The sequence below is a fragment of the Microbacterium sp. 1.5R genome, from assembly GCF_007667425.1.
Taxonomy (GTDB): domain Bacteria; phylum Actinomycetota; class Actinomycetes; order Actinomycetales; family Microbacteriaceae; genus Microbacterium.
This window is the reverse complement of sequence record NZ_VDRC01000002.1, coordinates 911,461-934,327: the sequence shown is the minus strand read 5'-3', so window position 1 is coordinate 934,327 and position 22,867 is coordinate 911,461. Positions and strand designations below refer to the sequence as shown.

The window sequence follows — 22,867 nt, the reverse complement described above, 5'->3', positions numbered from 1 at the left end:
GCACCTCGAACCGGCGTCAGTTCTTCGCGAGGGCCGCTCGGTCTTCCTCCGTCACGCGGCGCGCGATGGCCGCGCGGAGTCCGGGATTCGCACCGAGATCGGGGTCGGCAACGAGGATGGCCTCCGCCAGTTCGCGCGCCCGCACGATGAGCTTCGAGTCCTTGACCACCCGGAGAAGTTTGAGCGACGAACGCACGCCGGCCTGTGCTGCGCCGAGCACATCGCCCTCACCGCGGAGCTCGAGGTCGACCTCGGCGAGAGCGAAACCGTCGAGCGTCGCGGCCACCGCGTCGACCCGCTCGCGCGCGACAGAGCCCGCCTCGGCCTCCGTCACCAGCAGGCAGAGGCCGGGGACTCCTCCTCGACCCACCCGGCCGCGCAACTGGTGCAGCTGCGACACGCCGAAGCGGTCGGCGTCGAGGACGATCATGGTCGAGGCGTTGGGCACGTCGACGCCGACCTCGATGACGGTCGTCGCGATCAGCAGGTCGATGTCGCCTCGGGCGAAGGACTGCATCACGGCATCCTTCTCGTCCGACGGCATGCGCCCGTGCAGCACAGCCCTGCGCAGACCGCCGAGCTTCGGATGCGTGGCCAGAGCCTCGTCGAGCTGCACGACGCCCCACTTCGGCCCGGCAGCGCCCTCTCCCTGAAGAAGGGACTGCTCGCCCACCTCGGCGGTCTTCTTCGTCGTGTCGATCGCTGCGCAGACGGCGAACACCTGGCGTCCCTGTGCGATCTCCTCGGCCGCGCGCTCCCAGACGCGATTGAACCACCCCGGATGCTCTGCGAGGGGCGCGACGAACGACTCGATGCCGGCTCGTCCCTTCGGCATGGTGCGGATGACAGACGTATCGAGGTCGCCGAACACCGTCATCGCGACCGTGCGCGGGATCGGCGTCGCGGTCAGCACGAGGGCGTGCGGACTGGATCCCTTCGCCCGGAGCGCCTCGCGCTGTTCGACGCCGAAACGGTGCTGCTCGTCGACCACGACGAGGCCGAGGTCGGCGAACGTGGTCTTCTCGCCGAGCAGGGCGTGCGTGCCGACGACGATGAGCGACTGCCCTGAGGCGACTCTCAGCGCGGCCTTGCGTCTCTCGGCAGCCGGCATCTGACCTGTGAGCAACGTCGGCATGACGAGCGGAGCGAGCTGCGGACCGAGCATCTTGGTGATCGAGCGGAGATGCTGACCGGCGAGCACCTCGGTGGGCGCGATCAGCGCCGCCTGTCCGCCGGACTCCGCGACCTGCAGCATGGCCCGGAGCGCCACGAGCGTCTTACCGGAACCGACCTCTCCCTGGACGAGCCGGTTCATCGGCCACGAACCGACGAGGTCGTGGGCGACCTGCTCGCCGACCGTCTGCTGATCGGGAGTGAGCGAATACGGCAACGCCGCGTCGAAGCGCTCGAGTAGCCCGCCCGGTTTCGCCGGACGAGTCGTCGCGGCGAGCGAGCGGACCGCGTCGCGCTGCTGCAGCAGCGCCGTCTGCAGGGTCAGCGCCTCGTGCATGCGGAGAGTGCGTACGGCGGGGTCGATGTCGTTGCGGGTCTTCGGACGGTGGATCTGCTCGAGCGCCTCGCGTGCCGTCAGCAGCTCCTCGCGAGCCCGCACATCCGCGGCGAGGGGTTCGGGCACGTCCGCGAGGTCGTCGAGCACGCGACCGACGAACTTCGCGATCTGCCAGGTCTGCAGGCTCGACGTCGCCGGATAGATCGGGATGAGCACGGCCGCTCGCGCATCAGCGCGGCGACGAGCGGCGTCCTCGTCGTCGAAGAGCTCGTACTCGGGGTGCGCGAACTGGGTGACGCCGTTGAACTCGCCCACCTTGCCGGAAAAGACGCCCCGGCGCCCGACCGCCAGCTCTTCGGTCCGCCATTTGGCGGCGCCGATGTTCTTCGCGAAGAACGTCAGGGACATCTTGCCGATGCCGTCGCCGATCACCACGTCGGCCATCGCCCCTCGGCGGTTGCGCATGGCTCGGGCGCTCGACGACAGCACCTCGGCGACGATCGTGACGGTCTCGCCGATGGGCAGCTCGCGGATCGGAGTCAGCTCTCCCGGGTCTGCGTACCGGCGCGGATAGTGCGAGACGAGATCGCCGACGGTCGTCATGCCGAAGGCTCGGTCGAGCGCCTTCGCCGGGGTCGCTCCGAGCGCCTCCTGCAGAGACGTGTCGAGCGAGAGCGGCATGATCCGAGTCTAGAAGGCGGCACCGACACGACGCGCACGGCGGCTGTCGTATCGTGAACGGGTGACGAGGATCATCGCCGGAGCGGCCAGAGGCGCCCGACTCGACGTGCCGGGGAGCGGCACCCGCCCCACCAGCGACCGAGTGCGGGAGTCGCTGTTCGGCGCCCTCGAATCCTCGGATGCGATCGCCGGTGCACGAGTCCTCGACCTCTATGCCGGATCGGGTGCGCTCGGCCTCGAGTCCCTCAGTCGCGGCGCAGCCTCTGTCGACCTCGTCGAGCAGGGCCGCACCGCCGCCGCGATCATCCGTCGCAATGCCGGCATCGTGGCGAAGGCGGCCGGCATCGCCACGACGCGTGTGCATCAGAGCGCCGTGCGGGCGTTCCTGCAGCGAGCGGCCGGTCCCTTCGACCTCGTCTTCACCGACCCGCCCTACGACCTCGACGACGACGCGATGACGAGCGACCTCGTGGCGCTGGCTCCCCTGCTCTCGCCGGAGGCGCTGGTGGTCATCGAGCGCGCGCGGCGATCGACCCCACCGGATCTGGCCACCGCGGGCCTCGAGCTGCTCCGCGAGAAGACCTACGGCGACACGACTCTCTGGTGGGCTGTGCCCCCGACGCCCGACGAGGGATCAGCCTGACGCCGAGTCCCAGTCCCGGTACGGGTCCCACCCGCTGATGTCGACCGGTTCGCCGTCGAGGAGCAGGTCGTCCTCCGTCCGCTCCCGCACCTCGCCGATCCGCCGGAAGCCGGGGGGCAGGGCGGAGCGGGGGAACGTGGCCAGCAGCGCGTGGTCCTCTCCCCCGGCCAGGGCGAGACGCGGATCACCGCCCAGGGCCGATGACGCGAGATCGATCGTGACCCCGGATGCCGCGGCCATGCGCCGCGCATCGAGGGCGAGCCCGTCGGAGACGTCCATCATCGCCGAGGCCCCGGCGACGGCGGCCACCGGGCCGAGTCCGATCGGAGGGGACGGACGCAACTGCGCGACGAGCGCCGCGCGATCGCCCTCGCCGAGCGCCGCAGGGTCGACGGCGACGGGAGTCTCGCCGTCGCGGAACCGGGTGAACAGCAGCTGCAGACCCTGTGCGGCGTGACCCAGCTCGCCGGCCACCGCGACCGTGTCGCCGACTAGGGCGCCGCTGCGGGTGACCGGGGCCCGATCCTCGAGGTCGCCGAGAGCGGTCACCGCGACCGTGAGCACGTCGGACACGGTGAGGTCACCGCCGACGACCGCGCATCCGGGGGCGAGCGCCGCGCAAGCCTCGCGGAACCCGTCGGCGAGCTGCTCCACGAACGAGAGACGCAGGTCCCGCGGCACGGCCAGCGCGACCAGCAGTGCCGTCGGACGCGCACCCATGGCCGCGACGTCGGCGAGATTGACCGCCGCCGCCTTCCACCCGAGGTCGTGACCGGTGGACCACGCCAGCCGGAAGTCAGGACCGTGCACCAGCGTGTCGGTAGTCGCGACGACCGAGCCGGACGGCGCGGCGATCACGGCCGCGTCGTCACCAGGGCCGATCAGCGCATGCGTGGCCCGCGACGTCCGGGCGAGGATCGCCCGGAGGATCTCGCCCTCGGACAGGTCACCGAGGCGCGGATCGTCGGCATCGGGTCGGGAGGGCATGCTGTCAAAGGTAGCCTGGATGCATGCCCACCTCTCGCCGTCTGCTCTTCGTCGCGGGCATGCTGCTCGTCGCCGCGGGGCTCGCCGGCTGTTCGACCACGATCCACCTGGAGCCGGCCGACGACGCCAACGACCCGGCCTGCGCTGAGGTCTCGGTGCTCCTGCCCGACGCCGTGGGCGATCTCGACCGGGTGTGGACCGATGCTCAGGCGACGGGGGCCTGGGGCGACCCGACCGTCGTGCTGCGGTGCGGCGTGGAGCCGCCCGCCCCGTCGACCGACGTGTGCACGACGATCGGCGGCGTCGACTGGCTCGTCCTCGACCAGGAGGAGGAGCGGCAGCGCCTCGTCACCTACGGGCGAGACCCGGCTATCGAGGTCATCATCCGTCGCGGCTCGGAGATCGACTTCCGCACCGTGGTGGAGCAGCTGTCGACAAGCATCCGCGCCGGTCTCGCCCCTGCCACGGCGCGCTGCACCGACCGCATCCCGACGGATGAGAACACGGACGGCAGCAGCGATCAGGGCACGGACGACGGCTCGACGGCGGGCTGAACCCCGCTGCCGAACCGCCGCGGCGCGGCTGCGGTCAGCGTCGCAGGCCGGCCTCGATCAGCTCGGAGATGAGATCGCCGTAGCTCAGCCCTGACGCCACCCAGCACTTCGGGAACATCGAGATCGGCGTGAACCCGGGCATCGTGTTCAGCTCGTTGACGACGAGGTCGCCGGCCGCGGTGAGGAACATGTCGACCCGCGCGAGCCCGCGTCCGTCGACCGCCTCGAAGGCACGGATCCCCGCCTCCTGGATCGCGTCGACCTCTGCGTCGTCGAGGTCGGCCGGGCACACGACGTCGACGCCGTCGCCGCCCAGGTACTTGCCCTCGAAATCGTAGAAGCCGCGCGAGGTGAGCACGATCTCCCCGGGGAGCGAGGCACGGACGCCGTCGGCGCTCTCGAGGATGGCCACCTCGATCTCGCGTCCGACGACGCCGGTCTCGATGAGCACCTTGTCGTCCTCGGCGAACGCCACGGCCAGAGCCGCGTCGAGCTCGCCGAGAGCGTCGACCTTCGACACCCCGACGCTCGACCCCGCCCGCGCCGGCTTCACGAAGAGCGGCGACCCGAGCTCGGCGGCGGCGGCGCGGACGGCATCCGGGTCGGACTCCCACTCCCGCGCCCGAACCGTGCGCCACGGCGCGACGGCGATCCCGGCGGCCTGCAGCGCCACCTTCATGAAGTGCTTGTCCATGCAGAGCGCCGAATCGAGCACCCCGCCGCCTGCGTAGGGCACCTCGAGGGTGTCGAAGTACCCCTGGATCGTGCCGTCCTCGCCGTGCGGTCCGTGCAGGATGGGCAGCACCACATCGATCTCACCGAGACCGTCGACGGCGCCGCCCTCCCGGACGACGCGCAGGGTGCGATCTCCGCCCGGCTCGGGCCACAGCACGCGTGTGCCGTTGTCGACCACTTCCGGCAGATGCGCGGCATCCAGCGGGAACTTCGTCGGGTCGTCGTCCTCGAGGACGAAGGCACCCTCGCGCGTGATCCCCACGGGGATCACGTCGTAGCGGTCACGATCGATCGCGCCCAGCACCCCGCCCGCCGTTGCGGAACTGATCGAATGCTCGCTGGAGCGCCCGCCGAAGAGCACCACCACCCTCTGCTTGTCCATGGTTGGTCCTCTCCCCCTGCGGGGTGTCGTCGTCCGTCGTGAGGTGGGGTGCGATGTCGCGGGGGTCCATCTTCCCGTCGAGCACCATCTTCACCTGCTCGACGATGGGCATGTCCACGTGGGACTCACGGGCGAGCTGCAGCACCGGCGCGACGGACGCGAGCCCCTCGGCCGTCTGCTGCATCTGCTTCACCACGTCCTGGAAGCTGTATCCCTGACCGAGCAGGCGCCCGGCGGTGTTGTTGCGGCTGAGGGGCGACTGGCATGTCGCTATCAGGTCGCCGAGTCCCGCGAGCCCCTGCAGGGTCTCCGGGTGGGCGCCGTTCGCGACCGCGAAGTCGGTCATCTCGACGAGTCCTCGCGTGATGATCGACGCCTTGGTGTTCTCGCCGTAGCCGACCCCGTCGACGATGCCGATCGCGACGGCGATGAGGTTCTTCAGCACGCCGCCGAACTCGGTGCCGATGACGTCGGTGTTGACGAACGTGCGGAAGTAGTCATTGCGCGCGGCACGCGCCACCTCTTCGGCCGTCTCCTGGCTGAGAGACGAGATCACGGCAGCCGTCGGCTGCTCGCGCGCGATCTCCAGCGCGAGGTTCGGCCCGGATGCCACGGCGATCCGCTCCGGATCACATCGCAGCCCCTGCTCGATCACCTGGCTCATGCGCAGGCCGGTCGAGCGCTCGACGCCCTTCATGAGGCTGACGATCTTGGCGTCGCTGCCCGAGAGCAGCGGCCGGAGCGCCTTGAGGTTCTCGCGCAGCGACTGACTGGGCACCGAGAGGTAGACCTGGTCGACGTCGCGCATCGCGACGGCGAGCTCGTGGGTGGCGCCCATCGTGCGCGGCAGGTTGATGCCGGGCAGGTACTTCGAGTTGCGCTTGGCCTCGTCGATCTCATGTGCGAGCTCCGCGCGGCGTGCCCACATCGTCACCTGGGCGCCGCCGTCGGCGAGGATCTTGCCGAAGGTGGTCCCCCAGCTCCCCGCGCCGACCACCGCGACCCGGGGACCGCTCGGAACCGTCCGCTTAGGAGTCAAGGCGACCCGTCTCCTTCTGTCCGTGAGCACTGGGGTTCCAGCGCTCGGCAGGCGCCTTCTCGTCGCGCAGCCCCTCGAGAAGGGCCGTTATCGCATCCATGAGCCTCTTCGTGGCCTCGTTCAGAGCCGCAGGCTCACCCGACCGCCCGCGCAGATCCGAGACATCGACCGGGTCGCCGATCACGACCTCGACGCGCTTTCTGAGCGGCCAGAGACTCAGGCCCTTCTGGTAGCGCCCCATGATCGCCTGGGTGCCCCAGTGCGCCATGGGAATGAGGGGGATGCCGTCGGCGAGGGCGAGGCGCACCGCGCCGGACTTGCCGCGCATCGGCCACATCTCGGGATCGCGCGTGAGCGTGCCCTCCGGGTAGACGATCACTCCACGGCCGTGCTCGACGAGCGCCTCCGACTGCTTCATCGTCTGCCTGGCCGACGCCGCTGACGACGTGCGGGCGACCGGGATCATGCCGGTGTGCGTCAGCACCCACCCGACAACCGGCACGCGGAACAGACTCTCCTTGGCCATGAATCGCGGCGCTCGTCCGATCCGCCACACCGCCAGCGCCACGATGAGCGGATCGAACTCCGAGTAGTGGTTCGGGGCGAGCACGAAGGCACCCCGCTGCGGGAGCTTCTCCGCACCCGTGATCCGCACCTTCGCCAGCAGCGAGATCAGCGGCACCACGATCGCCGCGAGCGGCCAGAACAGGCTCGGCCGCGTGGTCTCCGTCGACCGGGAACCCATCGGGGTCACCGGAGGACGTCGAAGTCGGCGCCGAGGGCGTCGAGCTTGGCGAGGAACTTCTCGTAGCCGCGGTTGAGGATGTCGACACCGGACACCTTCGACTCGCCCTCAGCGGTCAACGCCGCGATCACGTGGCTGTAGCCGCCGCGCAGGTCGGGCACCACGATGTCGGCGCCGCGCAACGGAGTGGGTCCGGTGATGACCGCGGCCTGCTCCAGGTCGCGGCGCGGGACGCGGCGGGGTCCGGCCTGCAGCCCCCGCGGGTGCACGACGATGTCGGCCCCCATCTTCACGAGCGCGTCGGTGAAGCCCAGGCGGTTCTCGTACACGGTCTCGTGCACGATCGACCGCCCCTCGGCCTGCGTCAGGGCGACGACGAGCGGCTGCTGCCAGTCGGTCATGAAGCCGGGGTGCACGTCGGTCTCGACGACCACGGGCTTGAGCTCGCCTTCACGGCGGAAGAGGATGCCGTCCTCCTGGATGTCGAACCAGCCTCCCGCCTTGCGGAAGACGTTGAGGAATGTGAGCATCTCCTGCTGCTTCGCGCCCCCGACAAAGATCTCGCCGTCGGTCGCCAGTGCCGCAGACGCCCAGGACGCCGCCTCGTTCCGGTCGAAGATCGACCGGTGGTCGTAGCCGCGCAGCTTCTCCACACCCTCGATGAGGATCACGCGGTTCGGCTCGTACGAGATGATGGCGCCCATCTTCTGCAGCACCGCGATGAGGTCCATGATCTCGGGCTCGATCGCCGCGTTGCGCAGTTCGGTCACACCCTCGGCGCGCACAGCGGTGAGCAGCACCTGCTCCGTGGCGCCGACGCTCGGGTACGGCAGGTGGATGTTCGCGCCGTGCAGGCGCGTGCCGCCGGTGGAGAGGCGGATGCCGCTGGGCAGCTTCTCGACCGTCGCCCCGAACTTGCGGAGGGCGTCGAGGTGGAAGTCGATGGGACGGTCGCCGATGCGGCAGCCGCCGAGATCGGGGATGAACGCCTGGCCCAGGCGGTGCAGCAGCGGGCCGCAGAAGAGGATCGGGATGCGCGACGCACCGGCGTGGGCGTCGATCTCCTCGAAATGGGCCGACTCCACGTCGCTCGGGTCGAAGGTGAGCGATCCGGGCTCGTCGCCCTCGGTGACCCGCACCCCGTGCACCTCGAGAAGCGACCGCACGACGGCGACGTCGCTGATCGCCGGGACGTCGCGCAGCGTGCTGGCCGTGTCGCCGAGGAGCGTCGCCACCATCGCCTTCGTGGCGAGGTTCTTCGCGCCCTTGACGTCGACCCGACCGCGCAGCGGTCGGCCTCCTCGAATGGCGAGGACGTCTCCGGTCAGCGGGGGCACCCCGTCGGGGAGAGCGTCGCGCACAGGTGTCGTCATTCGGGCCTCACTTCATTCAAGGAAATCAGGGCGGGGTCGCCCTCGGCTCCCCCGCCCCTCCGTTCACTGAACGGGGAGAGTCCGGGGCCGCCACGACTCGCGACGGGCCTCGAACTGCGCGATCTTGTCTTCGTTGCGCAGGGTGAGCCCGATGTCGTCGAGCCCTTCGAGGAGCCGCCATCTAGTGTAATCGTCGATACCGATCTCGGCCTGGATGTCGCCGATCGACGCGGTGCGCCCCTCGAGGTCGACCGTGATGGATGCGCCGGGATTCCGGTCGATCTCGGCCCAGATCCGCTCGAGATCGACCTCGGAGATCGTCGCGGCGAGCAGGCCCTGCTTGCCGGAATTGCCGCGGAAGATGTCGGCGAAGCGCGGGCTGAGGACGACGGCGAAGCCGAAGTCCCGCAGCGCCCACACGGCGTGCTCGCGGCTCGATCCGGTGCCGAAGTCCGGGCCGGCGACGAGGACGCTCGCGCCCCGGTACGGCTCCTGGTTGAGGACGAAGTCGGGGTCCTGGCGCCAGCCGTGGAAGAGCGCGTCTTCGAAGCCGGTCTTGGTGACGCGCTTGAGGAAGACAGCGGGGATGATCTGGTCGGTGTCGACGTTCGAGCGCTTCAGCGGCGCCGCGATGCCGGTGTGGGTGGTGAACTTCTCCATGGTCAGACCTCCGCCATCTCGTTCAGGTCGCTCGGGCTCGACAGGGTGCCGCGGATCGCCGTCGCCGCCGCCACCAGGGGCGAGACGAGGTGCGTGCGTCCGCCCTTGCCCTGGCGCCCCTCGAAGTTGCGGTTCGAGGTGGAGGCGCAGCGCTCCCCCGGCGCGAGCTGATCGGGATTCATGCCGAGACACATCGAGCACCCGGCGAACCTCCACTCGGCCCCGAAGTCCTTGATCACCTGGTCGAGCCCCTCGGCCTCGGCCTCCAGTCGCACGCGGGCAGAGCCGGGTACGACCATGACGCGCACGCCGTCGGCCTTCTTCTTGCCCTTGATGATCGACGCGAAGGCGCGCAGGTCCTCGATGCGGCTGTTGGTGCATGACCCCATGAACACGGCGTCGACGGGCACCTCCTTCAGAGGAGTTCCCGGTGTCAGCGCCATGTACTCCAGCGCCCGCTCGGCGGCGGCGCGCTCGTTGGCGTCGGCGATCGCCGCCGGATCCGGAACGGATGCCGAGAGGGAACTGCCCTGGCCGGGGTTGGTCCCCCAGGTGACGAACGGCTCGAGTTCGTCGGCGTCGATGAACACCTCGGCGTCGAACACGGCGCCCTCGTCGGTGGGGAGCGTGCGCCAGTAGGCGACGGCATCCTCCCAGTCCTGTCCCTTCGGCGCGTGCGGACGCCCCTCGAGGTACGCGAACGTGGTCTCGTCCGGTGCGACCATGCCGGCGCGGGCACCGGCCTCGATCGACATGTTGCAGATCGTCATGCGGCCCTCCATCGAGAGGGCGCGGATGGCGCTGCCGCGGTACTCCAGCACGTACCCCTGGCCGCCGCCGGTGCCGATCTTCGCGATCACGGCGAGGATGATGTCCTTCGCCGTGACACCGGGGCGCAACGTGCCCTCGACAGTGATGGCCATCGTCTTGAACGGCTTCAGCGGCAGGGTCTGCGTGGCCATGACGTGCTCGACCTCGCTCGTGCCGATGCCGAAGGCCATCGCGCCGAACGCGCCGTGCGTCGAGGTGTGCGAGTCGCCGCAGACCACCGTGATGCCGGGCATGGTCAGACCGAGCTGCGGCCCGACCACGTGCACGATGCCCTGCTCGGCGTCGCCCAGCGAGTGCAGCCGAACCCCGAACTCGGCGGCGTTGCGCCGCAGCGTCTCGATCTGCGTGCGGCTGGTGAGGTCGGCGATCGGCTTGTCGATCTCCCAGGTGGGGGTGTTGTGGTCTTCGGTGGCGATGGTGAGGTCGACCCGCCGCAGCGGTCTTCCTTCGCTGCGCAGACCGTCGAAGGCCTGCGGGCTCGTCACCTCATGCACGAGGTGCAGGTCGATGTAGATGAGGTCCGGCTCGCCGTTCTCGCCCTTGACGACCAGATGGTCGTCCCAGACCTTCTCGGCCAGTGTCCGGCGGCGTGCGGAATCGGATGCTGATGCGGGCGTGCTCATGGCGGTTCTCCTGATGATGGCGGGTCGGCCCACGATGGACTCCGCGACGAGGAGGGGCTCTAGATCGAGGTCTCGTCGCGGCCGCTAAGAAGGAGCACGATCCGCATGACGTCAGGTTACCACCGCTTCCGTGCGGCGAGTCACGCCGTGACACAGTACTGTGACCCGCATCATCGAGAGGCACCCCGCATGACCGACGACTCCCCCGGCTTCGCCACCAGGGCGGTGCACGCCGCCCGGAACCAGCAGTCGGCAGCGTCGCGCGCGACGCCCATCTACCTCACGGCCGGCTTCGAGTTCGACGACTTCGACCACGCGGCGAACCACTTCGGCACGGGTGACGGCTTCGGCTATACCCGCACCGGCAATCCGACGGTCCGCGCGGTCGAGCGGCAGCTCGCGGCACTCGAGTCCGGCGCCGACGCCGTACTCGTGGCGAGCGGGCAGGCCGCTGTCGCCACCGCGCTCCTCACGGTGGCCGGGGCCGGCGATCACATCGTCTCGTCGACGCACATCTACGAGGGCACCCGCGGGCTGTTCCTCGACAACCTCACCCGGCTCGGCATCGAGACGACTTTCGTCGACGACATCGGGGACCCGGACGCATGGCGTGAGGCGATCCGTCCCAACACGCGGGCGCTCTTCGCCGAGTCGATCGCGAATGCCCGCAACGATCTCCTCGACATCTCCGCCGTCAGCGCCGTCGCGGATGAGGCGGCGATCCCCCTCATCGTCGACAACACGCTCGCCACGCCGTTCCTCGTCCGACCGATCGAGCACGGCGCGGCGATCGTGGTGCACTCGGCGTCCAAGTTCCTCGCCGGCCACGGCTCTGTGCTCGGCGGCGTCCTCGTCGACGACGGCCGCTTCGACCCGGCCAAAGAGGGACTCAACGCTCCGCACCTCGTGCTCCCCGGGCGGGGCGGCCTCGCGAGCGTGGCTGCACGGCACGGGGGCAACGCCCGCATCGCCTACGCCCGCGAGTCGGTCGCGCCGCGGTTCGGGGCGTCGCCCTCTCCCCTCAACGCCTTCCTCATCGGTCAGGGCGCCGAGACCCTCGGCCTCCGGGTCGAGCGGCAGTCACGGAACGCGCTCGAGGTTGCTCGCTGGCTCGCCGCCCAGGACGCGGTCGAGAGCGTCGACTATCTCGGTCTCGAGACCCACCCGCACCACCGCCTCGCGGCGGAGTACCTCGGCGGCGGGTACGGCTCCATTTTCACCTTCACCCTGCGCGGCGGACTCGACGCCGCACGCGCCTTCGTGGAGGACGTCCACGTCTTCACCCACATGACGCACATCGGCGATGTGCGCTCCCTGGTGCTGCACCCCGGAACCACCAGCCACGCCTCCCGCACGGATGAGGAGCGCGCGGTGCTCGGCGTCCGCCCCGGCACCCTGCGGCTATCGATCGGCATCGAGGACGTCGCCGACCTCATCGCCGACCTCGCGCGCGTCCTCGCCCCGGCCCGCGAGACCGTGGCATGACCAAGCTCCAGCACTTCGGGTGGTTCCTCGCCCGCGGCTTCGGCCCGCAGGGATGGGGATATCCCTCGCTCGACTGGGACTACGACTGGACACGGCCCGAGATCTACCAGGAGGCAGCGCGCACTCTGGAGCAGGCGGGCTTCGACCTCGTCATCATCGAGGACGCACCGTCGATGGGTTCGCCCGAGACGATCGACCTCCGGGTGCGGCACGCATTCGGCGGCCCCAAGCACGACCCGCTGCTGCTCGCGCCGTACCTCTTCCAGGCGACGCGACACCTGGGCGTGGTGCCGACCGTGAACCCCGCGGCGTACCTCCCCTACACGGCGGCGCGCCAATTCGCGACCCTCCAGCATCTGAGCGGGCACCGGCTGGGTCTCAACGTCGTCACGGACACCGGCAGCGCCCGCCACTTCTCGGATGCTGCGCAGCTCGGCCATGACGCGGCCTACGACCGCGCGGAGGAGTGGCTCGACGGCATCCGCTCGCTCTGGCGCAGCTGGGAAGACGGTGCCCTCGTCGCGGATCGCGAGACCGATGTGTACACCGACGGCACCCGCTTCCGCGCGACGCGGCATCGAGGCGAGCACTTCTCATTCGACGGGCCTCTCAACGCGATCCCGTTCACCGACGGCGAGCCCGCGATCGTCTCCCCCGGCGGCTCGGGGCGCGGGCTCGGCTTCGCCGGGGCGAACTCCGACGTGCAGCTCGCTCTCGCCCCGCTCGACGAAGCATCGGTGAGGGCGTATCGCGCCAAGATCCACGACGCGGCAACCGCCGCGGGGCGCACGCCCGACGACATCAAGATCCTCTTCGCGATCCAGCCCGTCATCACCACCTCCTCGGAAGAGGCCGACCGCATCGTCGCCGCCTCGGCCCACCCCGACGACGCCGCGCTCGTTCAGATCGCTCGCAAGCAGTCGAGCGACCTCGAGACCGACCTCACGGCGCTCGATCTCGAACGACCGCTCGACCTGTCGATCTTCGGCCCCCACGTCTCGCGGGGCAGCATCCAGCGCCTCGTCGGCGACCGGGGAGACGACGCCCCGCTGCGAGCTCACCTCACCGCACTGGCCCGTACCGGCCGGATCACCGACCGCACCGGTTTCGTGGGCACGGCGGAGGAGTTCGCCGATCTGATCGAGGAACTCGGCGACTGGGGCAGCGACGGTGTGCTGCTGTGGGGCGACTTCCACCCGGTCACGCTGCACCGCACCCTCGACGAACTGGTTCCGGTATTGCGCCGACGCGGCATCCTGCGCCGGGAGTACGTCGACGGCGGTCTGCAGGCGAACCTCCGCGCCTTCTGATACCCCGGAGTCCGGCGGGCTACCAGCCCATCGACCCGGGCACGCCCTTGAACGGTCCGGCGACCGTGGACGTGACCCATCCGCCGTAGAAGCCGCCGGGCTGCGGGGTCACGGTCTCGTCGCCGACCGTGCAGGCGTCCATCGGCGCCGCGTACACCGCCACCTTGTCGGCGAGGATGCCGTACCCCGGCGACGGCTGCGGGTAGTTCCACGCCGCTCCGGCGGCTACTGCTCCGCCGCCGTGCACGTCGAGGTACCGCGCGGCCCCCTTGAACTCGCAGAACGATGACCCGGGGGCGTCGACGAGCGCGCCGTCGACGAAGTCGGCGATCGGCAGGTAGTACACAGGCGGGTGGCTGGTCTCGAGGACGCGCACGGCATCCGTCGTCTCCGCGACCACCTCGCCCCCGAGTGTGATCGTCACCCGTTCCGTCACTCGCTCGACTCGTGGGGGCCGCGGGTAGTCCCACACGGATTCCTGTCCGGGGGCGGGCGTGTCTGGGCGGGGTCTGCGCATCTGTTCACTGTACGTCTCGCAGTGTTGACTGGGGTCATGACCGCCACTCCGATGTTCCCGCTCGGCTCGGTGCTGTTCCCGTACACCCCACTGCCGCTCCGGGTGTTCGAGCCGCGCTACCTGACGATGGTCGGGCAGCTGCTCGACGACGACGACCCGCAGTTCGGCGTCGTGCTCATCGAGCGCGGCCACGAGGTGGGCGGAGGCGACCGGCGAAGCGGCATCGGGACGATGGCCCGGCTCGTGAGCGTCACCGCCGGGGCTGAGGTGCTGCACGCCGTCGCGGTCGGCACCCAGCGCTTCACGATCGAGCAGTGGCTCGACGACGACCCCTATCCGCGCGCCGAGGTCGCGCTCCTGCCCGACCTCGTCTGGAACGACGCACTGACGCCGCTGCGCACCGAGGCGGAGGCGATCGTGCGACGCGTGCTCTCCCTCGTCGAGGGGCGGTGGGATGCCGACACCGAGATCTCCGACGATCCGCTCGCCGCGGCGTGGCAGCTCGCCGCCATGGCGCCGCTGGGCGAGTACGACCAGTTCACGCTGCTGCGATCGACCACCGTCGGGGGGCTGCTGCGGCAGGTCATCGACCTCACGCTGGACGCCGAGCAGCTGTGGTCAGCCGGGTGAGGTGGCGCTGGCGCATCGCCAGAAACAGCGGAAAGGTGAACGCGAACGCCGTCACGCCTGACAGGACCACGTAGAGCCACCCGAACCGCATCCCGATGCGCCGCGCCTCGATGATGATGAACACGCTGCCGGCGATGGCGACCACCAGCAGATCCGTCGTGATCGACGAGACCGCCGGCCCGCTGCCGGACAGATCGCCGAGGAAGTCGACCATCTGCGTGATCGCCAGGACGTTGTACGTCCACGTTCCGACGAGACCTCCCACCGCGAGCACGAGATAGACGACGGCGAGCGGTGTCCAGTGGCGCATCATGGCGCCATGATCTCACTCCGTGGTCGGGGCGAGCCTCTCGGCGCGCTTCTCCCTGGACGACGCGACGAGGCTGGCCACCGTCGCCACGGCCATCGACACCACGATCACGCCGAGCGAGACGAGGTTGTCGATGTCGGGCACCCACTCCACGTGCTGACCGCCGTTGATGAAGGGCAGCTCGTTCTCGTGCAGAGCGTGCAGGATGAGCTTGACGCCGATGAACCCGAGGATCACGGCGATGCCGTAGTGCAGGTACCGGAGGCGGTCGAGCAGGTCCCCGAGCAGGAAGTACAGCTGCCGGAGGCCCATGAGGGCGAAGATGTTGGCCGAGAACACGAGGAAGCCGTTGGTCGTGATCTCGAAGATCGCGGGGATGGAGTCGATCGCGAAGATGAGGTCGGTGACCCCGATCGTGATGAACACGATGACCATCGGCGTCCACATCCGCCTGCCGTCGACGATGGTGCGGATCTTCGAGCCGTCGTACGTGTCGCTGATGTCGATGCGGCGACGCAGCAGTCGCACGATGAAGTTCTCGCGCTTCACATCGTCGTCGTGCTCGCCCTCGGGCATCGCCTGCTTGATGGCGGTGTAGATGAGGAAGGCGCCGAAGATGTAGAAGATCGGCGAGAAGTGCTCGATGATCGTGACCCCGACGAGGATGAACGCCCCGCGCAGCACGAGCGCGATGATGATGCCCACCATGAGCACTTGCTGCTGCAGACGCCGCGGAACGGCGAACTGCGCCATGATCAGCACGAAGACGAAGAGGTTGTCGACCGAGAGGCTGTACTCCAGTGCCCATCCGGTGACGAAATCGCCGGCGTTGCGCCAGCCGGCCACGGTGCCGAGGACCACGGCGAAGAGGAGCGCGAGCCCGACGTAGAAGACCACCCAGAGGGTCGACTCCCTGGTGGACGGGATGTGCGGTCGCAGACGGATGAGAAGCAGATCGCCGATGAGGATGAGGCTGAGAACCACCATCGAGGTGATCTCGAACCAGAGAGGGATGTCCACAGTCACACAGGACCTTTCGGAAGGCAGGGAAAAGACCGAAAGTCTCTCCCCCGCACTCAGGTGCGTCGCGCGCCCGGAGCAGCTACGCAGATGCTCGTGATGACGTTACGCGCGGATCCGGGATACTCCCCCTCGCGGTGTCCATGCTAGACCCGAACCGGGCGTCGATCGCTCACTCGGATCCGAAGTCGATCCGGATTCTGAGACGATGAGGCATCCGTCGACACTCCCAGGGTGAGAGACGCCGAACGGAAGCGGGATGCCGTGCAGACGAGTGATCAGAGATGGGTGGCGCAGGCCGCAGAAGGCGACGAGAGCGCCTTCCGCGAGCTGTACCGCGCATACGCGCGCCCGGTCTACTGGATCGCCCACGGCATCGTCGGCTCGCCCGCCGATGCCGAAGACGTGACGCAGGAGACCTTCGTGACGGCCTGGCGCAAGCTGCCGGGGCTCGAACTGCAGGGCGAATCGGCCCTGCCGTGGCTCGCGACGATCTGCCGGTTCCAGGCGGCCAACCGCCTGCGCCAGCGCCGTCGTGATCAGGCGCACACCGCGGACGCCGTCGACGAGACGCTGCCGGCGACGGTGAGCGTCGAGGAGCAGGTGATCACGACGGCCCTCGCCGACCGGATCGCGGAGGAGGTCGGCACGCTCGGCGAGCTGGACCGCGAGATCTTCCGGCTCTGCGCCGCCGAGGGCTATGCGTACCAGGCCGCCGCCGAGCAGCTCGGGGTCAGCCACGCGGTCGTTCGGAACCGTCTCTCGCGAGTGCGCACCCAGTTGCGGGGCGCCGTCAAGGAAGCGAGCGACGCATGAACGACAAGACCCCTGACCTGCCGGACCTCCCCGAGCTCTCGGACGAGGCCGTCGCCCGTATCGAGGGCGCCGTCTTCGCACAGATCGCTGCGGAGCGCCCCCGCCCCGCACCCGCCGCCGATCGATCACGCGCTCGGCGTCGCCGCTGGCTGACCGGCGCGGGGATCGCCGCGGCGTTCGCGGTGGGAGTGCTGGTGACACCGCCCATCCTGCAGAGCGTCGGCGGGAGCGCCGCCAGCACGGCGGACGGAGGCGGGATGGTCGCCGACGGTCCCGCGCAGGATTCGAGCGGCAGCGCCGTCGACCGCAGCGCTCCGCAGAGCATCCCCGAAGCCGCCACTGGTGCGGACTCCGCGGTGCTCGCACCCGGCGCGGTCGACGGCGCGGACCGCGACATCGTGGCGAGCGGCTTCGTCACGCTCCAGGTGCAGGACATCGCGAGAGCCGCCGACGAGATCGGCGCGCTCGCGGAGGCACGCGGCGGGTACGTCGAGAGCACGGACGTCGGCCGGAGCCTCGAGGTCGACGACACGTCGTCGCCCACGCCCCCGGACTCGGGTTACGGATGGATCGGCATCCGGGTCCCTTCGGCCGATCTCGCCGCGGTGATCGACGAGGTCGGCGACGCGGGCGAGGTCGTCTCGTCATCGATCTCGAAGCAGGACGTCACGTCGACGGCGATCGATCTGCGGGCTCGCGTCGACGCCACCAGGGCATCGGTCCAGCGGTTGACGGAGCTCATGGCGCAGTCGGGCAGCGTGTCGGAGCTGATCGAGGCCGAGGTCGCGCTCACCGATCGCCAGGCTCAGCTCGAGTCGTACGAGCAGCAGCTCGCTGCCATCGACGACCAGATCGCGATGTCGAGCGTGCAGGTGCAGCTCACGAAGGCGGCCGCGCCGACCTCGGCCGATCCCGCCGGATTCGGCGACGGACTGCTCGCCGGGTGGAACGGCCTCGTCGTCTCGCTCAACGCGCTCGTCATCGCGGTCGGGTTCGTCCTCCCCTGGCTCGCCGTCGCAGCAGTCGTGGTGCTGATCGTCTGGCTGATACGGCGCGCGCGTCGTCGGCGCCGCATCGTGCGAGCGGATGCCGTCGCGTCGCCGGCCGAGGACTGACGAACAGACGATGAAGGGCCGCCCCATACGGGACGGCCCTCCGTGGCCGATCGCGAGGCCCCGACATCGTCTCCGCCGTGAGTCGCCCCCGCCGCTAGAGTCGTCGGCATGAGCAGTGCCGCCGCCGACACGACCGCCCGCACGATCCCGATCGGACGCGACCTCACGCTCGATCTCGCACGCGTCGTGTGCGTCGTGCTCGTGGTGTTCGTCCACATCCTCTTCACGGGTGTCGGTCGGGCCGAAGACGGATCGCTGCTGATCGAGCGGACCGTCGAGGCGCAGCCCTGGTTCAGCGCAGCGACCTGGGTGGCGAACATCATGCCGCTGTTCTTCGTCGTCGGCGGCTACGCCGCCCGCGCCGGGTGGCGGTCGGCGCAACGGCGTGGCGAGAGCGCCGATGCCTTCGCCCGCGTGCGGCTCGCGCGTCTGGCCCGTCCCGCGGTTCCGCTGTTCGTGTTCTTCACCGTCGCCCTGGGCGTCGTGCGGATGCTGGGCGTCGACCCCGCACTCGTCGACGTCGTGGCAGTGGGGGTGGGTTCGCCGCTGTGGTTCCTCGCCGCGTACCTCATCGTGCAGGCGGCTGCGCCGGCGATGATGCGCCTGCACGAGAGGAACGGCGGGCGCGTGCTGCTCGTCCTGCTCGGCGCCGCTCTGCTCGTCGACGGATTCCGGTACATCGTGGCGGGCGGTCTGCTCGGCATCCAGCCCGTGCCCCCGGAGGGGTACGGCGCGGGCCAGGAGCTCTTCGGAGTGCCGAACATCGTGTTCGTGTGGCTCTTCGCGCAGCAGGTCGGCTTCTTCCTCTTCGACGGCTGGTTCTCCCGGCGGCGGTGGTGGGAGCTCGTGCTGCTCATGGTCGGCGGCTATCTGGCGCTCTGGGGGCTCGTCTCGCTCGACGGGTACTCCTGGAGCATGCTCGGGAACCAGTGGCCGCCGACGACCCCCATGGCGGTGCTCGCGGTGATCCAGGCCGCGGGTCTCACGCTGCTGCACCGGCCCCTCACCGCGCTCATGGAGACCCGCGCCGCGCAGGGCGTCGTGTTCGTCGTCGGCGCGCGTCTCATGACGATCTACCTCTGGCACCTGCCGATCATCATGATCCTCATCGGCATCGAACTACTGGTACCAGCCCCGATGCCGGCCCCCGGGACCGCGCTGTGGTGGTGGACGCGTCCACTGTTCCTCGTCGTCGTGCTCGCCGTCGTGTGGGCCGCGTCGCTATGGCTCGTGCGTTTCGAGGCGGCTCCGCGCCCCGGCATCCCCCGGTTCGGCGGAATGCGGATCACCCCGCTGGCGGTCGTCGTGTTCGTCGCCCCCCTCATCGCGATCACCACCTACGGTCTGGACTTCCCGCTCGCGGCCGTATCGCTCGCCTGCGCGGTCACTGCGCTATGGCTCACCGGCTCGACGCCGGCGGCCGGGCGACCGAACACCTGAGGTCGCGGCGCGGGCGACAGGGCACTCGTGCCCGGGAACGACGAAAGCCCTCGGCGTACCGAGGGCTTTCGTGTGTTGTGTGACCCCAGCGGGATTCGAACCCGCGTTACCGCCGTGAGAGGGCAGCGTACTAGGCCGCTATACGATGGGGCCGTCTTGCGGACCGTTTCCGTTCCGCGACAACCGTTCAAGTATGCCACGGCGATTCTCACTGCGCCAAATCGAGGCTGAGGGCGCAGAGATCCCGGGCGTGGCGCGGTGTCAAGCCGTTTGCGGGAGCGATCTGAAGGGAGTTGACTCGCCTCATGCGCGTCACGAAATTCGAACATGCCGCCCTCCGCATCGACAAGGGGACGAACGTCCTGCTCATCGACCCAGGGTCCTTCACCAGCCCGCTCGCCGACCTCAGCGGCCTCGTCGCCGTCGTCCTGACGCACGAGCACCCGGACCACTGGACGCCCGAGCACCTCGACCGCATACTGCGGGCCGCACCCGGTACGCCGATCTTCGGACCCCAGGGCGTCGCCGAGGCCGCCGACGGATACGACATCACCGTGGTCGCCCCGGGCGACACCGTCACCATCGGGTCGTTCGAGCTGCGATTCTTCGGGGGGACGCACGAGGTCATCCACTCGTCCCTGCCGGTGCCCGAGAACGTGGGCGTGCTCGTCGACGGCGAGTTCTACTACCCCGGCGACTCGTACGCCGTGCCGGAGGGCATCGAGGTGGGCACGCTCGCCGCGCCACTCGGGGCGCCCTGGCTGAAGATCGGCGAGGCCATGGACTACGTGCTCGCCGTCAAACCCCGCCGGGCCTTCGGCACGCACGACATGACGCTGTCGGTCGCAGGCAAGACGATGCACCGCGACCGCCTGAAGTGGGCGACGGAGCAGAACGGCGGCGAGTTCTTCGCGCTCGAGCCGAACGACTCCCTCGACCTCTGACGGCACCTCCGCGTGCGGGTTACTGAGCCGCTCGCACGCGGAGGTCGCGCGCGAGGTGATCGCGCTGCTCGACGACGATCCGGCGCAGCGCCGCAGGTGCGTCCGGGTTCGCGTCGAGCCACGCGTCCACGAGGCCCAGCGACGCCGCCGCCGGGAACATCCCGACGACGAGACGCTGAGCCAGCTCGATGCTCCTGGTGCGCCACACGCCGGCGATCCGTGCGAAGTACTCGTCATCGAAGCCGGCGATGAGGTCGCGTCGACCGCCGGCACGGAAGCCGGCGATCTCGGCATCCAGATGATCGTTGCTCAGCGATTCGTCGTCCCACGCCGTCCGCCATGCTTCCGCACGGACCGACGCCTCCGGCCGCGCTGCCCTGGCCCGACGGGCCGCCGTTCGGCCGCTGCCGGTGTCATCGGTCTCTGCCTCCCGATCGATGTCGGCGAGACCGGCGTGTCCGGTCGTGACGAGGCCGGTGAGCAGCTGCCAGCGCAGGTCCGGATCGATGGCGAGACCCTCCGGCACGTCGCCGTCGAGAAGAGCTCGCACCTCCGCGTGCCGGACGTCGTCGAAGGCGGATGCCGCGGCGAGGGCTCGCGCCCACGAGAGCTGGGCGTCGCCTCCGGCATCGGCCTCCTGCAGCGCGTCCCACGCAGCCTCCACCCAGAGCCTCTGCTCGTCGACCCGACGATCGTCGGCGACGAAGTGACGGATGGCGAAGGCGGCGTTGGCGAGGACGCCGACGAGCAGGCCGATGTTCGACTCCGCCGGGGCGTGGGTTCGGACGATCGCCGTGTAGCGCGTGGCGGCCAGCTCACCGTCGCGCGTGGCGTTCCACAGCGACGACCACACGAGAGCGCGGGCGAGGGGATCCTCGATCGACGACAGCGACGCCTCGACCGTGGCGAGCGAGCGCTCGTCGAGGCGCACCTTCGCGTAGGTGAGGTCGTCGTCGTTCAGGAGCACGAGGGCGGCATCGGCGAGCTCGATCTCGGTGCGATCGTCGGCGATGTCGAGTGCGAGCTGGTCACGCCGCATGATCCGTCCGTCGACGTCGTCGTACAGACCGATGCGCAGCCGGTGCGGCCGCGGGTCCTTCTGCACCAGCATTGCGGTATCGCCCGACCGTTCGAGCCAGAGCGTCGATAGGCCGGTGGTCTGCAGCCACGCGCGCGACCACTCCGTCATGTCGCGCCCCGACACGGCACTGAGCTCGACGAGGAAGTCGTCGAGCGTCGTGTTGCCGTAGGCGTTGGCCGCGAAGTAGCGCCGCGCGCCCTCGAAGAACGCGTCGTCCCCCACGAAGGCGACGAGCTGCTTGAGCACCGCGGCGCCCTTCGCATAGGTGATGCCGTCGAAGTTGAGCTTCGCCGCCTCGAGATCGGTGATGTCCGCGACGATCGGATGCGTGGTGGGAAGCTGGTCCTGCTGATACGCCCACGCTTTGCGGCTCGCGGCGAACTTCACCCACGCGTCGTGGAACCGGGTCGCCACGGCAGAGGCATGGGCGCCCATGTAGTCGGCGAACGACTCCTTGAGCCAGAGGTCGTCCCACCACTTCATGGTCACGAGATCGCCGAACCACATGTGCGCCATCTCGTGCAGGATCGTGTTGGCGCGGGCAGCACGCTGGGCATCCGTCGCGGCGCCGCGAGACAGGTAGGACTCGGTGAAGGTCACGAGGCCGGGGTTCTCCATCGCGCCGAGGTTGTACTCGGGGACGAAGATCTGGTCGTACTTGCCCCACGGATACGGGAACGCGAAGGAATCCGTGAAGAAGTCGAGCCCCTGTCGCGTGATCTCGAGGATCTCGTCGGACTCGAGGTACTGCGCGAGCGACTGACGGACGAAGACGCCGAGAGCGATCGTCTGCTCGTCGCGCTGCCATGCACCGTCGACCCGCGTGTAGGGACCGGCGGCGACCGAGGTGATGTAGCTCGAGATCGGCAGCGTGGGGGCGAACTCCACGCGCTGCACGCCGACGCCCACGTCGACGGACGACGCCGACTGGTTCGAGAGAACCTGCCATCCCGCAGGGGCATCGACGACGAACGTGTACGCCGCTTTGAGGTCGGGCTGTTCGAAGCACGCCATCACCCGGCGGGAGTCGGCGGGCTCGTACTGCGTGTACAGGTAGGTGAGACCGTCGGCGGGATCGTGGAACCGGTGCAGCCCCTCGCCCGAGCGACTGTAGGCGCCGGTGCCCTCGACGCGCACCACGTTGTCGGCGGCGAGATCGCGGAGCTGGATGCGGGCCCCGTCGTAGTCGATGTCGCGCTCGTCACCGTTGACGACGAGCCGGTCGACGGAGAGCCCGATGAAGTCCAGCCAGGTGGAGTCGCTCGTCGAGGAGAACTCGATCGTCGTCGCCGTCGCGAAGCCGGTGCGGGCGCGCTCGGGTGCGCCGGTCAGATCGAGCTCGACGCGGATGCTGCGCACGGCGACCACCGCGGATCGCGCAGCGGTCTCCTCGCGGGTGAGGTTGGCTATGTCCATGGTTCCATCCTGTCATCCGG

21 protein-coding genes and 1 tRNA gene are annotated in these 22,867 nt (G+C 69.6%); 9 read left to right on the top strand and 13 right to left on the bottom strand.

Annotation, left to right across the window (positions count from 1 at the left end):
• Positions 1-16: 16 nt before the first annotated feature.
• The gene (locus tag FSY98_RS15300; protein ID WP_144877485.1) at positions 17-2,191 is read right to left on the bottom strand and encodes an ATP-dependent DNA helicase RecG; all 2,175 of its coding nucleotides are present in this window, start codon (positions 2,189-2,191) and stop codon (positions 17-19) included.
• Positions 2,192-2,252: 61 nt separating this feature from the next.
• Here FSY98_RS15300 and rsmD point away from each other — a divergent pair, with 61 nt between their 5' ends.
• Positions 2,253-2,834, top strand: coding sequence for a 16S rRNA (guanine(966)-N(2))-methyltransferase RsmD (gene rsmD, locus FSY98_RS15295; protein ID WP_144877484.1), 582 nt, complete (start codon positions 2,253-2,255; stop codon positions 2,832-2,834).
• Here rsmD and thiL read toward each other — a convergent pair.
• Complete coding sequence (gene thiL, locus FSY98_RS15290) at positions 2,826-3,821, bottom strand: thiamine-phosphate kinase (protein WP_144877483.1); 996 nt, start codon at positions 3,819-3,821, stop codon at positions 2,826-2,828. The genes rsmD and thiL overlap by 9 nt on opposite strands.
• A gap of 23 nt (positions 3,822-3,844) precedes the next feature.
• Between thiL and FSY98_RS15285 the strand changes: the two genes are divergently transcribed.
• Entirely contained in the window at positions 3,845-4,375 is a 531-nt protein-coding gene (locus FSY98_RS15285; protein WP_144877482.1) for a DUF3515 domain-containing protein, read from the top strand.
• Positions 4,376-4,409: 34 nt separating this feature from the next.
• Here FSY98_RS15285 and FSY98_RS15280 read toward each other — a convergent pair whose 3' ends face one another.
• From FSY98_RS15280 to leuC, 6 genes are all read right to left on the bottom strand, one after another.
• Positions 4,410-5,492, bottom strand: a complete 1,083-nt coding sequence (locus FSY98_RS15280; RefSeq protein ID WP_144877481.1) for a D-alanine--D-alanine ligase family protein — start codon at positions 5,490-5,492, stop codon at positions 4,410-4,412.
• Entirely contained in the window at positions 5,392-6,531 is a 1,140-nt protein-coding gene (locus FSY98_RS15275; RefSeq protein ID WP_144877480.1) for an NAD(P)H-dependent glycerol-3-phosphate dehydrogenase, read from the bottom strand. The genes FSY98_RS15280 and FSY98_RS15275 overlap by 101 nt, the downstream gene beginning before the upstream one ends.
• Positions 6,521-7,276: a 1-acyl-sn-glycerol-3-phosphate acyltransferase gene (locus FSY98_RS15270; RefSeq protein ID WP_144877479.1), complete on the bottom strand. Its 756-nt coding sequence runs from the start codon at positions 7,274-7,276 to the stop codon at positions 6,521-6,523. Before FSY98_RS15270 ends, FSY98_RS15275 begins: the two co-directional genes overlap by 11 nt.
• 5 nt (positions 7,277-7,281) lie before the next feature.
• On the bottom strand, positions 7,282-8,649 hold the full coding sequence (gene murA, locus FSY98_RS15265) for a UDP-N-acetylglucosamine 1-carboxyvinyltransferase (RefSeq protein WP_144877478.1): 1,368 nt from the start codon (positions 8,647-8,649) through the stop codon (positions 7,282-7,284).
• Positions 8,650-8,712: 63 nt separating this feature from the next.
• Positions 8,713-9,309, bottom strand: a complete 597-nt coding sequence (leuD, locus tag FSY98_RS15260; protein WP_144877477.1) for a 3-isopropylmalate dehydratase small subunit — start codon at positions 9,307-9,309, stop codon at positions 8,713-8,715.
• 2 nt (positions 9,310-9,311) lie between these two features.
• The gene (leuC, locus tag FSY98_RS15255) at positions 9,312-10,763 is read right to left on the bottom strand and encodes a 3-isopropylmalate dehydratase large subunit (protein ID WP_144877476.1); all 1,452 of its coding nucleotides are present in this window, start codon (positions 10,761-10,763) and stop codon (positions 9,312-9,314) included.
• Between the two features lie 189 nt (positions 10,764-10,952).
• On the opposite strand from leuC, the gene FSY98_RS15250 reads away from it, so the two are divergent.
• A complete protein-coding gene (locus tag FSY98_RS15250; protein ID WP_144877475.1) occupies positions 10,953-12,248 on the top strand; it encodes an O-acetylhomoserine aminocarboxypropyltransferase/cysteine synthase family protein in 1,296 nt (431 codons plus the stop codon).
• Entirely contained in the window at positions 12,245-13,558 is a 1,314-nt protein-coding gene (locus FSY98_RS15245) for an LLM class flavin-dependent oxidoreductase (protein WP_144877474.1), read from the top strand. The genes FSY98_RS15250 and FSY98_RS15245 overlap by 4 nt, the downstream gene beginning before the upstream one ends.
• 19 nt (positions 13,559-13,577) lie before the next feature.
• Here FSY98_RS15245 and FSY98_RS15240 read toward each other — a convergent pair whose 3' ends face one another.
• Complete coding sequence (locus tag FSY98_RS15240; RefSeq protein WP_144877473.1) at positions 13,578-14,075, bottom strand: DUF427 domain-containing protein; 498 nt, start codon at positions 14,073-14,075, stop codon at positions 13,578-13,580.
• A gap of 36 nt (positions 14,076-14,111) precedes the next feature.
• Between FSY98_RS15240 and FSY98_RS15235 the strand changes: the two genes are divergently transcribed.
• Positions 14,112-14,705 (top strand): LON peptidase substrate-binding domain-containing protein, encoded by a 594-nt coding sequence (locus FSY98_RS15235; RefSeq protein ID WP_144877472.1) that lies wholly within the window; start codon positions 14,112-14,114, stop codon positions 14,703-14,705.
• Here FSY98_RS15235 and FSY98_RS15230 read toward each other — a convergent pair.
• Positions 14,668-15,018 carry a DUF2834 domain-containing protein gene (locus tag FSY98_RS15230; protein ID WP_144877471.1) on the bottom strand — a complete coding sequence of 117 codons (351 nt, stop codon included), beginning with the start codon at positions 15,016-15,018 and terminating at the stop codon, positions 14,668-14,670. The genes FSY98_RS15235 and FSY98_RS15230 overlap by 38 nt on opposite strands.
• 12 nt (positions 15,019-15,030) lie before the next feature.
• Positions 15,031-16,035, bottom strand: a complete 1,005-nt coding sequence (locus tag FSY98_RS15225; protein WP_144877769.1) for a TerC/Alx family metal homeostasis membrane protein — start codon at positions 16,033-16,035, stop codon at positions 15,031-15,033.
• A 234-nt stretch (positions 16,036-16,269) separates the two neighbouring features.
• Between FSY98_RS15225 and FSY98_RS15220 the strand changes: the two genes are divergently transcribed.
• The 3 genes from FSY98_RS15220 to FSY98_RS15210 all read left to right on the top strand — a co-directional run bounded on the left by FSY98_RS15220 (position 16,270) and on the right by FSY98_RS15210 (position 19,406).
• Positions 16,270-16,851, top strand: a complete 582-nt coding sequence (locus tag FSY98_RS15220; RefSeq protein WP_260857506.1) for an RNA polymerase sigma factor — start codon at positions 16,270-16,272, stop codon at positions 16,849-16,851.
• On the top strand, positions 16,848-17,966 hold the full coding sequence (locus FSY98_RS15215; RefSeq protein ID WP_144877470.1) for a DUF4349 domain-containing protein: 1,119 nt from the start codon (positions 16,848-16,850) through the stop codon (positions 17,964-17,966). Before FSY98_RS15220 ends, FSY98_RS15215 begins: the two co-directional genes overlap by 4 nt.
• Positions 17,967-18,074: 108 nt before the next feature.
• The gene (locus FSY98_RS15210) at positions 18,075-19,406 is read left to right on the top strand and encodes an acyltransferase (RefSeq protein WP_144877469.1); all 1,332 of its coding nucleotides are present in this window, start codon (positions 18,075-18,077) and stop codon (positions 19,404-19,406) included.
• An 80-nt stretch (positions 19,407-19,486) separates the two neighbouring features.
• On the opposite strand, the gene FSY98_RS15205 is transcribed toward FSY98_RS15210, so the two are convergent.
• Positions 19,487-19,559: transfer RNA gene (locus FSY98_RS15205), tRNA-Glu, on the bottom strand.
• 152 nt (positions 19,560-19,711) lie between these two features.
• Between FSY98_RS15205 and FSY98_RS15200 the strand changes: the two genes are divergently transcribed.
• The gene (locus tag FSY98_RS15200; RefSeq protein WP_144877468.1) at positions 19,712-20,350 is read left to right on the top strand and encodes an MBL fold metallo-hydrolase; all 639 of its coding nucleotides are present in this window, start codon (positions 19,712-19,714) and stop codon (positions 20,348-20,350) included.
• Positions 20,351-20,369: 19 nt separating this feature from the next.
• On the opposite strand, the gene pepN is transcribed toward FSY98_RS15200, so the two are convergent.
• Complete coding sequence (pepN, locus tag FSY98_RS15195; protein ID WP_144877467.1) at positions 20,370-22,847, bottom strand: aminopeptidase N; 2,478 nt, start codon at positions 22,845-22,847, stop codon at positions 20,370-20,372.
• Between the last annotated feature and the right edge of the window lie 20 nt (positions 22,848-22,867).

Bases quoted from the DNA above. Each gene is read 5' to 3' on its own strand.
- FSY98_RS15235 (WP_144877472.1), top strand. From the start codon at position 14,112: ATGACCGCCACTCCGATGTTCCCGCTCGGCTCGGTGCTGTTCCCGTAC.
- FSY98_RS15250 (WP_144877475.1), top strand. From the start codon at position 10,953: ATGACCGACGACTCCCCCGGCTTCGCCACCAGGGCGGTGCACGCCGCC.
- FSY98_RS15240 (WP_144877473.1), bottom strand. From the start codon at position 14,075: ATGCGCAGACCCCGCCCAGACACGCCCGCCCCCGGACAGGAATCCGTG.
- FSY98_RS15210 (WP_144877469.1), top strand. From the start codon at position 18,075: ATGAGCAGTGCCGCCGCCGACACGACCGCCCGCACGATCCCGATCGGA.
- murA (WP_144877478.1), bottom strand. From the start codon at position 8,649: ATGACGACACCTGTGCGCGACGCTCTCCCCGACGGGGTGCCCCCGCTG.
- FSY98_RS15215 (WP_144877470.1), top strand. From the start codon at position 16,848: ATGAACGACAAGACCCCTGACCTGCCGGACCTCCCCGAGCTCTCGGAC.
- FSY98_RS15280 (WP_144877481.1), bottom strand. From the start codon at position 5,492: ATGGACAAGCAGAGGGTGGTGGTGCTCTTCGGCGGGCGCTCCAGCGAG.
- FSY98_RS15200 (WP_144877468.1), top strand. From the start codon at position 19,712: ATGCGCGTCACGAAATTCGAACATGCCGCCCTCCGCATCGACAAGGGG.
- pepN (WP_144877467.1), bottom strand. From the start codon at position 22,847: ATGGACATAGCCAACCTCACCCGCGAGGAGACCGCTGCGCGATCCGCG.
- thiL (WP_144877483.1), bottom strand. From the start codon at position 3,821: ATGCCCTCCCGACCCGATGCCGACGATCCGCGCCTCGGTGACCTGTCC.
- FSY98_RS15245 (WP_144877474.1), top strand. From the start codon at position 12,245: ATGACCAAGCTCCAGCACTTCGGGTGGTTCCTCGCCCGCGGCTTCGGC.
- FSY98_RS15230 (WP_144877471.1), bottom strand. From the start codon at position 15,018: ATGATGCGCCACTGGACACCGCTCGCCGTCGTCTATCTCGTGCTCGCG.
- FSY98_RS15300 (WP_144877485.1), bottom strand. From the start codon at position 2,191: ATGCCGCTCTCGCTCGACACGTCTCTGCAGGAGGCGCTCGGAGCGACC.
- FSY98_RS15270 (WP_144877479.1), bottom strand. From the start codon at position 7,276: ATGGGTTCCCGGTCGACGGAGACCACGCGGCCGAGCCTGTTCTGGCCG.
- leuD (WP_144877477.1), bottom strand. From the start codon at position 9,309: ATGGAGAAGTTCACCACCCACACCGGCATCGCGGCGCCGCTGAAGCGC.
- FSY98_RS15285 (WP_144877482.1), top strand. From the start codon at position 3,845: ATGCCCACCTCTCGCCGTCTGCTCTTCGTCGCGGGCATGCTGCTCGTC.
- leuC (WP_144877476.1), bottom strand. From the start codon at position 10,763: ATGAGCACGCCCGCATCAGCATCCGATTCCGCACGCCGCCGGACACTG.